General features: G+C 51.9%; 12 protein-coding genes. 6 read left to right on the plus strand and 6 right to left on the minus strand.

The window, feature by feature from the left end; genetic code table 11:
* The first annotated feature begins 45 nt into the window (after nt 1-45).
* From metH to ACTHYN_RS01725, 4 genes are all read left to right on the plus strand, one after another.
* Nucleotides 46-3744: a methionine synthase gene (gene metH / locus ACTHYN_RS01710; protein ID WP_441810767.1), complete on the plus strand. Its 3699-nt coding sequence runs from the start codon at nt 46-48 to the stop codon at nt 3742-3744.
* Between the two features lie 33 nt (nt 3745-3777).
* Nucleotides 3778-4014, plus strand: a complete 237-nt coding sequence (locus ACTHYN_RS01715; protein ID WP_441810768.1) for a DUF2970 domain-containing protein — start codon at nt 3778-3780, stop codon at nt 4012-4014.
* Between the two features lie 396 nt (nt 4015-4410).
* On the plus strand, nt 4411-6063 hold the full coding sequence (locus tag ACTHYN_RS01720; protein WP_441810769.1) for a nitrite/sulfite reductase: 1653 nt from the start codon (nt 4411-4413) through the stop codon (nt 6061-6063).
* Nucleotides 6056-6559: a DUF934 domain-containing protein gene (locus ACTHYN_RS01725; RefSeq protein WP_441810770.1), complete on the plus strand. Its 504-nt coding sequence runs from the start codon at nt 6056-6058 to the stop codon at nt 6557-6559. Before ACTHYN_RS01720 ends, ACTHYN_RS01725 begins: the two co-directional genes overlap by 8 nt.
* A gap of 144 nt (nt 6560-6703) precedes the next feature.
* Here ACTHYN_RS01725 and ACTHYN_RS01730 read toward each other — a convergent pair whose 3' ends face one another.
* Complete coding sequence (locus ACTHYN_RS01730; protein WP_441810771.1) at nt 6704-7702, minus strand: YhdH/YhfP family quinone oxidoreductase; 999 nt, start codon at nt 7700-7702, stop codon at nt 6704-6706.
* A gap of 22 nt (nt 7703-7724) precedes the next feature.
* Complete coding sequence (sohB, locus tag ACTHYN_RS01735) at nt 7725-8789, minus strand: protease SohB (protein ID WP_441810772.1); 1065 nt, start codon at nt 8787-8789, stop codon at nt 7725-7727.
* Between the two features lie 228 nt (nt 8790-9017).
* Here sohB and ACTHYN_RS01740 point away from each other — a divergent pair, with 228 nt between their 5' ends.
* A complete protein-coding gene (locus ACTHYN_RS01740) occupies nt 9018-9332 on the plus strand; it encodes an SCP2 sterol-binding domain-containing protein (RefSeq protein ID WP_441810773.1) in 315 nt (104 codons plus the stop codon).
* 79 nt (nt 9333-9411) lie between these two features.
* Here the strand turns inward: ACTHYN_RS01740 and ACTHYN_RS01745 are convergent, their stop codons facing one another.
* From ACTHYN_RS01745 to ACTHYN_RS01760, 4 genes are all read right to left on the minus strand, one after another.
* Nucleotides 9412-11118: a chemotaxis protein gene (locus ACTHYN_RS01745; protein ID WP_441810774.1), complete on the minus strand. Its 1707-nt coding sequence runs from the start codon at nt 11116-11118 to the stop codon at nt 9412-9414.
* A gap of 148 nt (nt 11119-11266) precedes the next feature.
* On the minus strand, nt 11267-11974 hold the full coding sequence (gene dnaQ / locus ACTHYN_RS01750) for a DNA polymerase III subunit epsilon (RefSeq protein WP_441810775.1): 708 nt from the start codon (nt 11972-11974) through the stop codon (nt 11267-11269).
* Between the two features lie 33 nt (nt 11975-12007).
* Nucleotides 12008-12451, minus strand: coding sequence for a ribonuclease HI (rnhA, locus tag ACTHYN_RS01755; RefSeq protein WP_441810776.1), 444 nt, complete (start codon nt 12449-12451; stop codon nt 12008-12010).
* Nucleotides 12452-12497: 46 nt separating this feature from the next.
* Nucleotides 12498-13289 (minus strand): class I SAM-dependent methyltransferase, encoded by a 792-nt coding sequence (locus ACTHYN_RS01760; RefSeq protein ID WP_441810777.1) that lies wholly within the window; start codon nt 13287-13289, stop codon nt 12498-12500.
* A gap of 125 nt (nt 13290-13414) precedes the next feature.
* Here ACTHYN_RS01760 and gloB point away from each other — a divergent pair, with 125 nt between their 5' ends.
* Complete coding sequence (gene gloB / locus ACTHYN_RS01765; RefSeq protein WP_441810778.1) at nt 13415-14209, plus strand: hydroxyacylglutathione hydrolase; 795 nt, start codon at nt 13415-13417, stop codon at nt 14207-14209.
* Nucleotides 14210-14300: the final 91 nt, after the last annotated feature.

A 14300-nucleotide genomic window follows, 5' to 3' on the forward strand; every position in this document is an offset into this window, starting at 1 on the left:
ATTGAACCAAATACGCTATTAATACCGACATCCGGAATACTAACTATGACCGATCGCAACACTCGCCTGGAACAACTCCGTAACGCCCTGAAAGAGCGCATTGTGATTCTTGATGGCGGTATGGGGACCATGATCCAGAACCTGAAACTGGACGAGAAAGCGTTCCGGGGTGATCGGTTTGCCGACTATGATCGGGAGGTCCGGGGCAACAACGACCTGTTGAATATCACCCAGCCTGCCCTTTTGCGAAACATACATGCCGACTACCTGGATGCCGGCGCAGATATTATTGAAACCAATACCTTCAACTCCACCCGGGTGTCTCAGTCTGACTACGGTTTGGAAGAGGTTTCCAAAGAGCTGAACGTGGCCGCCGCAAAGCTCGCACGGCAAGTGGCTGACGAATACACCGCCAAAGATCCCTCCAGGCCAAGATTTGTAGCCGGCGCTGTTGGGCCCACTTCAAAAACAGCGTCGCTATCCCCTGACGTGAACAATCCGGGCTTTCGCAATACCAGTTTTCAGGCCCTGGTCGATAATTACTATGAATCGGTAGAAGGCCTGGTTGAAGGCGGTTGTGACATTATTCTCATCGAGACCATTTTCGATACGCTTAATGCGAAGGCGGCGATTTACGCCACTCAACAATATTTCATAGACAGCGGTATTGAACTGCCGATTATGATTTCCGGCACAATTACCGATGCGTCTGGTCGCACACTGTCTGGCCAAACCACTGAGGCATTCTGGAACTCCGTTGCCCACTCCCGCCCTATTTCTGTTGGGCTAAACTGTGCCCTGGGTGCAGATGCACTGCGCCCATACGTGGAAGAGTTGTCAGCCAAAGCCAATACCTATGTCAGCGCCCACCCAAACGCTGGCCTGCCTAACGAGTTTGGCGAATACGACCAGACCCCTGAAGAGATGGCCGCAACCATTGAGGGGTTTGCGCGGGATGGCTTTTTAAACATCATTGGCGGTTGCTGTGGCTCCCGCCCGGAACACATAGAAGCGGTTGCAAACGCTGTAAGCAAGTATCCGCCGCGCAAGATTCCCGAGCGTCCCGAAGCCTTGCGTCTTTCAGGGCTTGAGCCATTCACTGGCGATGAGAACAGTCTGTTTATTAATGTGGGTGAGCGTACCAACGTCACCGGCTCCAAGCGATTCCTGCGCCTGATTAAAGAAGAACAGTATGAAGAAGCCCTGAGCGTGGCCCGGGACCAGGTAGAAAACGGCGCTCAGATTATCGATATCAACATGGATGAGGGCATGTTGGATTCCAGGGAGGTGATGGTCACCTTCCTGAATCTGGTTGCCTCTGAGCCGGATATCTCCCGTGTTCCCATCATGCTCGATTCCTCTAAGTGGGAGGTAATCGAGGCTGGACTAAGATGCATCCAGGGCAAGGCCGTAGTGAACTCCATCAGCCTGAAAGAAGGCGAAGAGGAGTTCATCAAACGCGCCAAAGACTGCATGCGATATGGTGCAGCCGTAGTTGTCATGGCCTTTGATGAGGATGGCCAGGCCGATACTTACGAACGTAAAACGGAAATATGTAAGCGGTCTTACGATGTACTGGTGGGTATTGGCTTCAACCCCGGCGACATCATTTTCGACCCGAACGTGTTTGCCATCGCCACCGGCATTGAAGAACACAACAACTACGCAGTGGACTATATAAACGCCGCTCGCTGGATTCGGGCAAACCTGCCCCACGCATCTATTTCGGGCGGTGTCAGTAACGTGTCGTTTTCCTTCCGGGGCAACGATGTCGTGCGAGAGGCCATTCACTCGGTCTTCCTTTACTACGCCATCAAAGCTGGCATGAACATGGGCATCGTAAATCCCGGCCAACTGGTCATTTACGATGAGATTGATCCGGAACTGAAGGAACTGGTTGAGGATGTTGTACTCAACCGCCGCGACGATGCCACAGATCGCCTTCTGGACATTGCCGAACGCTACAAAGGCAAGGGCGGTAAAACCCAGGAAGAGGACCTGGCGTGGCGTGAATGGCCAGTGATCAAGCGCCTGGAGCACTCTCTGGTCAAAGGCATTACCAACTATATTATCGAAGATACAGAAGAATGCCGTCAGCAAGCCGAGCGCCCTATTCACGTAATCGAAGGCCCACTAATGGATGGCATGAACGTGGTCGGCGACCTGTTCAGCGACGGTAAAATGTTTCTGCCCCAGGTCGTTAAAAGTGCCCGGGTCATGAAACAGGCTGTGGCGCACCTGATTCCGTTCATTGAAGCAGAAAAGTCCGAGGATCAGCAGGCCAAAGGGAAAATCCTGATGGCCACGGTGAAAGGCGATGTGCACGATATCGGTAAAAACATTGTAAGCGTGGTGCTTCAATGCAATAACTACGAGGTGATCGACCTGGGCGTTATGGTGCCCAGCGATAAAATCCTCGCCGCCGCCAAAGAGCATAACGTAGATATCGTTGGGCTAAGCGGCCTGATAACCCCATCACTGGATGAAATGGTCCACGTTGCCCGGGAAATGCAGCGCCTTGATTTCCAGCTTCCATTGATGATTGGTGGAGCGACAACATCAAAAGCGCATACTGCGGTGAAAATTGAGCCGCACTATAAAAATGACATTGCGCTGTATGTCTCAGACGCTTCGCGATGCGTAAACGTTGCGTCGCAACTCCTCAGCAAAACCGCAAAACCGAAGCTGGTGAGCGATGCTCGCGAGGAATACGACAAGATCCGGGAACGCCGCAAACAACGGGGCGACCGCACCAAGCTGGTCAGCCTTAAAGAAGCCCGCGCGCGCGCGCCGGAAATCAATTTTGAAAATTATGTACCGCCCAAGCCTGCTTTCACCGGAACCCGGTTATTTGAATCCTATGATTTAAGTGAGCTGGAGCCCTACATAGACTGGACACCGTTCTTTATCTCCTGGGACATCGCCGGTAAATACCCGCAGGTTTTCGATGATCCCAAGCGGGGCGAAGCTGCCCGAAGCCTGTTTGACGACGCCCAGATCATTCTTCGTAAGATGATAGATGAAAAGCGCGTAACGGCCTCAGGCATTATCGGTTTTTGGCCAGCACACCGCCGCGGCGATGATATTGTTGTGTACAAGGACGAAAGTCGCAGCGAAGAACTGACTACCCTGCACCACCTGCGCCAGCAAGATGACAAAGCGCCTAATAAATCCATGATGACTTTGTCTGACTTTGTGGCTGAGGAAGGCACAGAACACTGTGATTATATTGGCGGTTTTGCAGTGACTACCGGCATAGGCGCAGAAGAGATGTCGATGGAATACAAAAATGCCAATGACGACTATAACGCGATTATGGTTAAAGGCTTGGCCGACCGCCTGGCGGAAGCCTTTGCAGAACGCATGCACGAACGTGTACGCAAAGAGTTCTGGGGCTATAACAGCGATGAGCAACTTGGCAACGAAGACCTGATTAAAGAGCGCTATCACGGTATTCGTCCGGCACCCGGGTACCCCGCCTGCCCTGACCATACTGAGAAAGCAACACTATTCGAATTACTGGATGCCACCGCACAAACCGGTATCGAGATTACCGAAAGTTTTGCGATGTTCCCAACGGCTGCCGTTTCTGGCTGGTACTTCTCGCACCCTGAATCCAAGTTCTTTGCAGTGGGTAAAATTGGCGTAGATCAGGTTGAGGACTATGCTGAGCGTAAAGGCCTTTCCAAAGCGGAAGCTGAGCGCTGGTTGGCTCCCAGTCTGGCGTATGATCCTGACGAGTAAAGGCTGAACTCACACGCAAAGAGGATACGGTTTATGACACAGTCGCCTGGTACGCAGAAGGATAAAAACAAAAAGCCTCAAGGGCCCGGCGTTTTAAAAGTTATGCAAAGTGTCGCAGCGGGCGCTTTGGGCGTTCAGTCCAGCAAACGTCGCGAAGAAGATTTTGGTAGCCACAGCCCACTGCCCTACATCATTGGTGGACTGCTGTTCACAGCTCTATTTATCGGCACACTCGTTCTGATTGTGCAGATCGCACTTTCCGGCCAGTAACACTACTGGCCGGAAACCCACACCACTGCAAATGAAACCACAAGAGCAATAATCAGTACGGCAGCTATGGCATCCACCTGGCTATCTGATGGCATCAGCTTCTTCATTACTTACTCCTTTTGCGAGTCTACTCTATCCGTTTTCAATGAATCAGGTCATCGCCCGAACGCTTCCCAATCAGTAAAGCAGCAAATTGAATTTAGTCCAGCCCGCCACGTTCCTGCTTATCACCTGAATCGATAAACATATCTTGAAATAATCATTTTTAGAATAAGCAGAGCCTGCTAACCTTCGTTTCAGATATAAGCCCCGATTTTCGGGCGCACCCGGAAATTCCGGAACCGGATTCCTGCGCACGCAGGCCGTTACGACATTATTATCCAGGACTCCCTTTTTATGTACGTATACGACGAGCACGATCGGCAAATGGCCAGGGAGCGGGTGGCGCAGTTTCGGGATCAAACTGCGCGAGCACTTGCTGGCGAGCTGGAAGAAGACGAGTTTTTGCCTTTGCGCCTGCAAAACGGGCTATACATACAGCGGCTCGCGCCTATGCTGCGCATTTGCGTACCCTATGGCATGCTGCGCTCTGTTCAGCTACGTCGTCTGGCACGCATCACAAGGGATTACGACAAAAGCTACGCCCACTTCACTACCCGCCAAAACGTGCAGCTGAACTGGCCTGCCCTGGAGGATGTGCCTGATATTCTGGCAGAACTGGCGGAAGTTGAGATGCACGCCAACCAAACCAGCGGTAACTGCATCAGAAACACTACCACCGACCAATTTGCGGGCGTGCAGGCCGATGAAATTACCGATCCCCGCCCTTACTGCGAAATTATCCGGCAGTGGTCGACGTTTCATCCGGAATTCGCGTACCTGCCCAGAAAATTCAAAGTGGCCGTGAATGCCTCAGAGAAAACAGACAGAGCAGCTATTCAGGTCCACGACATTGGCCTTCAAATCGTTCGTAACGACGCGGGCGAATTGGGCTTTCGGGTACACGTAGGGGGTGGCTTAGGCCGCACACCCATGATTGCGCCGGTTATTCGGGAATTTCTTCCGGAGCTCGACCTGCTCACCTATCTGGAATCTGTGCTCAGGGTTTATAATCGTTATGGTCGCCGTGACAACAAATTTAAAGCCCGGATTAAAATCCTGGTAAAGGCTCTGACTCCGGAAGGGTTTGCTGAAAAAGTAGAAGCTGAGTGGGCGCACATCAAGGATTCTCCTACCCGACTCACTCCGCAAGCCATTGAGCGTATCCAGGGTTACTTTACCGAGCCCGATTACGCTGAGCTGACTAATGCCACGGATCAGCTGGCACAACACCGATTCGAAAGCCGCGCATTCGATCAGTGGCTCCAGCACAACGTAGACACCCATAAGAAACCCGGCTATGCCATCGTATCGCTGACCTTGAAAGAAACCGGAACACCTCCAGGCGATGTAACCGACAAGCAGCTAGAGCAAATTGCAGACCTGGCAGACGAATACAGTTTTGGCGAAGCACGGGTAACTCACTATCAAAACGTCGTCCTCGCCGATGTACGTCAGGACCGCCTGTTTGAGTTGTGGCAACAGCTTGCCTCCATGGGGTTTGGCACTGCTAATCTGCACACACTAACCGACATTATCTGCTGTCCTGGTGGGGATTTTTGCGCCCTGGCCAATGCCAAGTCGATTCCGGTGGCTGAGTCCATTCAGCGCCGCTTTGACGACCTTGATTATCTGTACGACCTGGGCAACATCGATTTGAACATATCAGGCTGCATGAACGCCTGTGGTCACCACCATGTGGGCAATATTGGCGTGCTGGGCGTCGACAAAAAAGGCCAGGAGTTCTACCAAGTGAGCCTGGGTGGGGCATCACAGCACGATGCTTCTATTGGCAAGATTCTGGGGCCGTCTTTCGCGCAGGATGATATGCCTGATGTGATCGCAAAGATTATTGATGTGTATGTTGATAAGCGCACGGAGGAAGAGTCTTTCGTAGATACCTATCGCCGTGTTGGAATCAGTCCTTTCAAGGAGCGGGTTTATGCCTGATATTATTTTTCGGGACGGCAGCATCCGTCACAATGAATGGGTTGTGGTTCAGCGGCCTGAAAACGGTGAGCCACTAAACATCCCTGAACAACCTGCCCTGATTCCGGCGGATCTTTGGCTTGAGAATCGTGATCAGTTTGCAGGAACACGTGATATCGGTGTTTGGTTGAATGGCCATGATGAACCAGACGTTCTGGCGGATCACGTTCACGAATTGCCCTTAGTGGCGATTAACTTTCCAAAGTTTAGTGATGGTCGGGGCTATAGCACGGCCAGATTGCTGCGGGAGCGCTTCGGCTTCAAAAATGAGCTACGGGCGATTGGCGATGTATTATTGGATCAGCTTCAGTTTATGAAGCGTTGTGGTTTTGATACCTATGATCTGCGTCCGGATAAGGATATTCGTAAGGCTGCGCGATCGCTGAATTTCTTTAGCCAGGGGTATCAGGCTGCCACGGATACGGATTTGCCTTTATTTCGCCGTAGGGCTTCTTAATTTCTGACGCTGGAGCACGCTGTCAGGGTCGAAGGGCTTATCAAAACACGCTGTGAATACGTCCGTGTACGCTCGGCTCCGCCATCCATGGCGCCGCACGGTTTAGAGAAGCCCTTCGACCCTAACTGCTCAAGCTATGTCATTTCAGATCGCATGATCTAAAACTATCTTTCCTGCCGACTCACCTTTCAGGAAAGCTTGTAGCGCTCCATCAAGACCAGCACGGCCAATCTGTTTAGCAGATGCTTCAGCCTTGGAACATTTCCAGTCGCCTGCAAACTTTTTCCAAACCGCTTCTTTCTCAGCTAGTGGAATTTCCACTGAATCCACACCCAGCAGGTTTACACCGCGCAGGATGAAAGGCAGAACCGTGGTCTGGAGTTGTGGGCCAGCAACCAGGCCGCAGCAAGCAACCGAACCGCCTGGCTGGATCTGTTTTAGCAACTCAGCCAGAGGTGATCCACCAACCGTGTCTACGGCGTTGGCAAAAGCCGGTTTCAGCATGGGTTTTTTCTCATCTGCCAGCGTATCTCGCCCAACAACCTCTACAGCACCTAATGCTTTCAACGCGTCTGCGTGATCAGCCTTGCCGCTGATAGCAACCACATCGAAGCCGAGTTTGGCCAGGAGTTCTACGGCGACACTACCAACCGCGCCAGAGGCGCCCGAAACAGCTACGTTGCCCTGCTCTGGCCTGGCACCCATGGTGAGGAGCTTCTGCACGCACAAACCCGCTGTGAGGCCGGCTGTGCCGTATGTCATTGCGGTACTGGCATCCCAGTTGGCTGGCATGGCTACACACCAAGCGGAAGGTACGCGAATGTATTCGCCAAAACCGCCGTCGGTATCCATGCCCAGGTCGTAGCCGGTTACGATCACCTGGCTACCAACAGCTGGGGTTCCGGTGGCGGACTCGACCACTTCTCCGGCAGCATCTATGCCTGGTGTGTGGGGGAATGAGCGAGTAACACCTTTGTTACCAGAGGCGGACAGTGCGTCTTTGTAGTTTAGTGAGGAATGACTGACTTTTATCAGCACCTCGCCCGCCGGAAGATCGTTGAGGCCAAGCGTCTGTTCAGCTCCTTTATAGCTGCCATCCTGCTCTTCAACACGCCAGGCTTTGAATTGGGTATCGCTCGTCATAGTCTTCCCCACGTTTTATTGGCTACTGAATTTTCTGGTTGCGAAATGCGCTCAGAACCTTCCATACGGTGTGTTCGAGTGCAGTGCTGGTTGCCAGCCCAAGCTTCTCCGGCAGTGTTCGTTTGCGCTGAAAGGATACCGAGACTACATCTGCCCGATCACACGCTTCAATGATATATTCGTCGGAGGTTTTGATCTCGTCAATGAGGTTCACCTCAAGTGCGCGCTTGCCAAACCAGATATCGCCGGTCGCCACTGCGGCGATATTCAGGTCTGGCCGACGTTCACTCACATAATCCTTGAACAGACCGTGAGTATCGTCGAGATCTTCCAGGAATTTCTGACGCCCCTTGTCTGTGTTTTCACCAAATACTGTCATGGTGCGCTTGTGCTCACCAGCGGTCAGTACTTCGAAATCAACGTTATGTTTCTTCAGTAAACGATGAAAGTTTGGTAGCTGAGCGACAACACCAATGGACCCGAGAACAGCGAAAGGCGAAGCAATAATCCGGTCGGCTACGCAAGCCATCATGTAGCCACCACTGGCAGCAACTTTGTCCACACAGGCAGTAAGATGGATACCCTTGCTGCGGATGCGGTCTAACTGTGCCGCTGCAAGCCCATATGAATGCACCAGGCCGCCGCCACTCTCAAGGCGGATGACTACCTCATCCTTGCCTGGCTCAGCTACGCTGAGCACCGCCGATATGGCACGGCGAAGCGGGTCCACATCACTCGCCTTTATGTCGCCGTCGAAATCCAACACGTAGATACGCCCCGGCGCCTCTTTAACAGCGCCCGCCTCTTCTTTTTTTGCCTTTCCGGCTTTCTTCTCAGCCTTATGTTCTTTCTTTTTGGCTTTTGTCCAGTTTTTCCGCTCCTGATCCGTCATGAGCTTGGCTTGAACCGACTCACGAAGCTTGCGGTATTTTTCATTGAGCTTGAAAACCTGCAGCTCGCCGTCGTCTTCATCATCGCTCCGTTCTTTGTGAGTAGCCGAGATAATAATGGACACAATCACCACAGCGGCGATAACAAAGGTAATCACTTTGGCTAAAAATAAACCGTATTCTGTCAAAAACTCCAAAAGGCTTCTCCAGGCAGTTAAGCAAGCACGAGAGTGTAACTTACCGAAACTCTTGTGATAAGCAGAGCAAAAAATTAAAACAAGCGTTCGATCGAGCTTGACAGAGGTACCATCTCCCCATAAAGTCGATTTGCGAAGTCGGCTCTATCCGGCTGCAGCCAAGGCTGACCAAGCCAGGCACGTAAAGCCGTTATCATGACAAGACAACCATCAAATAAGGGTAAAATAATGTCTGTAGATCAAATCTTTGAAAAGCTCGAGAAAAACTTCAACGCAGACGCAGCTCAGGGCCTGGACCTGGTATATCAGTTTGATATCGAAGACGATAAAAGCTACAACCTGGTTATCAAAGATGGCACTTGCAAACTGAACGAAGGCGCTCACGATGACCCTTCCGTTACTCTGATCATGAGCGCTGAAACTCTGGAAGGCATTGTTTCCGGCGAGACTGACGGTATGCAGGCATTCATGGCAGGTCAGCTTCGCGCCGAAGGCGATATGATGCTGGCTACCAAGCTGGGTGAATTGTTCAACATGGGCTAACTGCGCCCTGTTGTGTTCACAAGAAAACCCGCGCCAGGCGCGGGTTTTTTATTTTTCGAATTCTGCTTGTCACTATATTCTAAAGCCCGACATCATCCAGCGAGGTTTCCGCCAGCCGCAGCAAGTCTGCATTGCTCTGCTCTCGCTTGCCAATGCTTTCAATATAGTACTCAAGAGATGTAAGTGCATCTGCCAACGCTTCCAGAACCTGAGTTTCGGGCGCTTCCCGGGCGTCCAGTAAACGCTCCTGAATAGATGCCGCAGCACGCTCAAATACGCGAGCGGCGCCAGGGTCGTTCACCATCTGAAGCCCACCCCAAATGCTGTGCAAGGTCACGGGCAAATTGGCAAGATGGAGCTTGTCGTGATCAGACTCTACAAACGCGGTGATCGCACGCTTTGCGAGCGTTAGCGCACCACGGGCTTCGTCGGCCACCACGTAAACCGCTTCTTTAAGATAAATGGATTCGTCAGAGCTTCGCCCGCTTCCTGCCAGTGCGTCTGTCTCCGCTGTGATCCCGCGACTAACAATTTGCATCACCGCATCTTCGATGCCCAGCACCGAGTCTGCCAAGCGGAAAAGCTCATCCTCTGCCGGCAATCGGGATTCCGCCTCCCATGTGCGAAGCTTAACTGCCTCTTCCCGGGAAATAGTTGCCAGGCGACTCAGGTCCAGCATGACCAGTGTATTGCCAAGGCGCTCCAGGGTGTCTGCAATGGAAGACAACTCGGCTAAATCCGGCTCTATACCGCGCTCTATAATGTCCAGCTTATCTTTAAGCTGATTGAGCTCATCCTGCAAAGCCTCGGAAAGGGATTCCAGCACATCTGTGCCTGGGCCGTACAAGCGGCGAGCATGGGCCTCAAGGATAGAATCTGAAAATTCAGCCGGCGTAAGCTGAAAGGCTGACAAAATGCGAGTGGCTTCCGGATTGCCGGACCCACTGCGATAAACCAAATAGACAAGGTCTCGAACCAACGAGTCAGGCGCATCCTTGGCGGTGGCAACCTTACCGACATACACCACCTCACGCCCATACTTTTCAATGCGCATAAACATGCGCTTTCGGGCTTTGGTGAAGGTCATGGCGCGATCAAGCATGGTGTCTGCCGCAATGGCCACAAGACCCCACATTTGCCCCATGGGCGCGCCCTGGCACAAGCGAGCAAATCCGCGTGCAGCCCGGCCTATCAGTTTTTGACTGACAACCGGATTGCGCTCCCTGAGTATGCCCAGCAAAGCCACCTGAAAGGTTAAGCGCATGCGGCGGGCTACAACCTCGTATTCTTCGTCTGTCCCTTCAAACGGTGTAACCGACAGCCCGGAACAGAAATCTGGCTGATCTTTTATATCCACTTCAAAGAAACAGGATTCGGGATAAGGTTTTTCGCGGCGTGCTTCACGCAACTCGTTAATCACCGGCAACAGCAGCTCAGGATGATCCGCACGTTGCTGGTGATAGTATTCTACGTAACGACGAAGGATAAACAGCGCACTGTTTAGCGTGGTAAGCAGAATGTTCTTGTCGTCGTTTGCGCCGACAGGTACATCGTTTGCCATAGCAACAGCTTCCTGGCAAAGCAGCGTGCCGCCGCGAAGCTCTACCAGAATGAAAATACCGCGAAGCTGATTCAGGAAATCCAGACAGTTCTGGAGATCTTCACCACTCTCCCGGTTTTCCTGAAAGCGCTCAAGGCTGGATTCTGCCTGTTTGATGGTCTGCTCAATTTCACTTTTAACCAGATCAAACGACTGCGATTTCGTCGCCAGAGACGATTGAACCATAAACGCTTCCTATTATGAGTCGGCTAACCCCTCCCGACCTTAGTGCGAAACCAGAAAAACGACCAACTAGCCGCTACTTATAACATAAGTTCCAAGGACCTCAACAAGGTAGGAATGTAACAATTGGTACAGGCAGACGCAGTTCTCATTATGCGCCTTCCAGCTTGCCCCAAACGGTTTCACCAGCTTTCTTTTCGAGAGCGGCCATAAAAGCAGCATGTGCATCGCTCTCGGCGTCGGTCGCTTTAATAACAGGTAACTCAGGCCGGTCTGAGCTCAGCCTGCGGATACCACCAGAACCACCCCCATTTTCAGCCCCGGCATCAAGAGACAATGCCGTCTGCCCACCGGTAAGAAGCAGGTATACTTCCGCTAGTATTTCGGCATCCAGCAGTGCTCCGTGAAGCTCGCGATTACTGTTATCAACGCCATAGCGCTTACACAGAGCGTTCAAATTGTTCTTTTGGCCAGGGTGCTTTGCCCGTGCAAGAGCCAGCGAGTCTACTACGCTACAATGATCGGCGGTTTTTCGTACCGGCTTAACCCGGCCAAACTCGGAATCCATAAATCCGATATCAAACGCGGCGTTGTGAATCACAAGCTCTGCGCCGTCTATAAATTCAAAAAACTCATCCGCCACAGCCGCGAACCTGGGTTTATCCAAAAGAAATTCATTGGTAATGCCGTGAATGGTAATGGCTTCTGCTTCAACTTCCCGCTCCGGGTTGATGTAAACATGATAGTTGCGACCTGTTAGCTGCCGCTCCACCATTTCAACACACCCAATTTCGATAATCCGGTGCCCTTCTGCGGGATCTATGCCCGTTGTTTCTGTATCCAGTACAATTTGTCTCATATCACCTACACAATTTTGTGTTCAGAGTGCGCTTCAATGACCAATTACCTCGGCAACACCCTTGTTTGCAAGTTCATCCGCCAGTTCGTTATCCGGAATGCCCGCATGACCTTTAACCCAGTGCCAGTTAATCTCATGCTTTGCGGTTTCCAGGTCCAGCTCACGCCATAGATCGTCGTTCTTTACCGGTTTTTTTGCTGCGGTTTTCCACCCATTCTTTTTCCAGCCTGAAAGCCACTCGGTAATACCCTTGCGCACATACTGGGAATCGGTATAGAGCTCCACCTGACAGGCACGATTAAGCACCTTCAAGCCCCGAATGGCTGCGAGTAATTCCATGCGATTATTGGTGGTTTGTCGTTCTCCTCCATGCATGGTTTTACACACGCTGCCGTAACGGAGCACAACCCCCCAACCCCCTGGCCCCGGGTTACCCTTACAAGCTCCATCGGTATACACAATTACCTTCTCGGACATTAAGACTCCTGCAATTAGATCGGCGTGACAGCCCAATGAAGGCCTATCAATCTTCGGGGTGATTCAGTTTCTGTGGCGCGCATCCTCTGGATGCGCCAATGGCACCGTTGCCAGGCAACCCAATAACGGTGTTCTGGCGCCATGACTTCTGATGTGGTGTCCGGGCACATACACGTTTTTTCGCAAGGATACAGTAATATGCCCCGACCGGCAGGAATCCGTAACCGGATAACCTTTCGCCCAACCGACCCGACGCTTTACGACCACTTCGCTGGAAAGGCAACAGAAATAAACGAGTGACAGACACCTCAATGTGAAAGTCCAGCAAACGCAGCCAGTCTTCCATGCGTCCGCGCAAGAGGAAACGTGCTCCCCAGGGGCCGTTGCGGTGCCGCGAAATAAATCGGCGCACACCCCACAGGCTAACCGGATTAAACCCCATAAGAGCGATGGAACCGTCGCCCCTCAAAACCCTTGAGGCCTCCCGCAGCACCTGATGAGGGTAATCAGAAAAGTCAGCGGCATGATGTAGTACAACCAGATCCATAGAGCCACCAGGAAAAGGCAGTTCGTCTGCATCGCACACAACAACTCCATCAGGTATATCGGTGAAGCACCTGGGTGTTGTCATTATTTTCTGAGAGAAGTCAGTACCATTGGTTAAAGGTAACCGGTGGCTCACGCTAACCTGAAGCTGCCTTGCGCCTGTATAGCTCTCAAGCTTACGCTCAAGATAATTGCGTTGGTCTGCCAGCAACCTTCGCCCGAGGGAAGTCTGAAACCAGTTCTCAAAGCTCTCGTTTCGGAACGGATAGTCAGCGGACTTGCTTTGCTTCACACTACATGTACTCCCGCGTTTACAAAGAACCTGCAACAGCGTCACGGATTCAGGGATTGTTGGGACTATGGGCATAATGCTCTATTATACCAGCCACACTTGCCAAGCACATACGGGGAACTCTGATGCTAACCATCTCTGCCATCCCGGCATTCAATGACAACTATATATGGTGCCTTGCAGACTCAAGCAAAAAGAAAGCGTTGATTGTGGACCCGGGACAAGCCAGGCCAGTTCAGGACTACCTTGTTAAGCACGGGCTAACACTGGATACCATCTTGGTCACCCATCATCATCCTGATCACGTTGGCGGCATAAAAGCCCTGGTTGAGGGTTCCGCAGACTGCCGTGTAATCGGGCCTGCCGACTCACCATTCAAGGATAGCACCAGTTTTGTTCATCCAGGCGATGAAGTAGTTTGGGAAGATGTTACATTTCAGGTGATTAGCGTGCCTGGGCATACCCTGGATCATATTGCCTTCTTTACAGACACAGAAATTAGCGACCGCCCTGTACTCTTTTGCGGCGACACGCTCTTCGTGTGCGGTTGTGGCCGCCTTTTCGAAGGTACAGCCGCGCAAATGATGGAGTCTCTGAAATCACTCAGAGAGCTTCCGGATGCCACTGCTATCTACTGTGGCCACGAGTATACCCTGGCTAATCTTCGCTTTGCCCGGAGCTGGCTGCCCGATGACATCAAGCTTGAGGCGTTCGAACACCAATGCAAAGAGCAGCGGGAAGCTGGCAAGCCGACCGTACCGGCCATTCTGGCAGATGAAAAACAACGCAACCCGTTTTTACGCTGGGACGATCCTGTCGTAGTGGCTGTCGCGAAACAATACTGCTCAGAGCAAGGCCTGCCTTTCGACTCGGATAGCGCAATCTTTGCAGCCATACGACATGGCAAGGACAATTTCTGAGCAGGTAACATTTTCTCTCACCAGCGTAACGAGAGAGCTATTGACCGCCAGAAAGACGCCACTCTAAAATCACTTAAACTTTTACTCGTAA

Source organism: Marinobacter sp., from assembly GCF_052091845.1.
Classification (GTDB): Bacteria; Pseudomonadota; Gammaproteobacteria; order Pseudomonadales; family Oleiphilaceae; genus Marinobacter.

Excerpts from the sequence above, each read along its gene's own strand:
- metH (WP_441810767.1), top strand. The coding sequence starts at position 46 with ATGACCGATCGCAACACTCGCCTGGAACAACTCCGTAACGCCCTGAAA.
- ACTHYN_RS01715 (WP_441810768.1), top strand. The coding sequence starts at position 3,778 with ATGACACAGTCGCCTGGTACGCAGAAGGATAAAAACAAAAAGCCTCAA.
- ACTHYN_RS01720 (WP_441810769.1), top strand. The coding sequence starts at position 4,411 with ATGTACGTATACGACGAGCACGATCGGCAAATGGCCAGGGAGCGGGTG.
- ACTHYN_RS01725 (WP_441810770.1), top strand. The coding sequence starts at position 6,056 with ATGCCTGATATTATTTTTCGGGACGGCAGCATCCGTCACAATGAATGG.
- ACTHYN_RS01730 (WP_441810771.1), bottom strand. The coding sequence starts at position 7,702 with ATGACGAGCGATACCCAATTCAAAGCCTGGCGTGTTGAAGAGCAGGAT.
- ACTHYN_RS01740 (WP_441810773.1), top strand. The coding sequence starts at position 9,018 with ATGTCTGTAGATCAAATCTTTGAAAAGCTCGAGAAAAACTTCAACGCA.
- ACTHYN_RS01745 (WP_441810774.1), bottom strand. The coding sequence starts at position 11,118 with ATGGTTCAATCGTCTCTGGCGACGAAATCGCAGTCGTTTGATCTGGTT.
- dnaQ (WP_441810775.1), bottom strand. The coding sequence starts at position 11,974 with ATGAGACAAATTGTACTGGATACAGAAACAACGGGCATAGATCCCGCA.
- rnhA (WP_441810776.1), bottom strand. The coding sequence starts at position 12,451 with ATGTCCGAGAAGGTAATTGTGTATACCGATGGAGCTTGTAAGGGTAAC.
- gloB (WP_441810778.1), top strand. The coding sequence starts at position 13,415 with ATGCTAACCATCTCTGCCATCCCGGCATTCAATGACAACTATATATGG.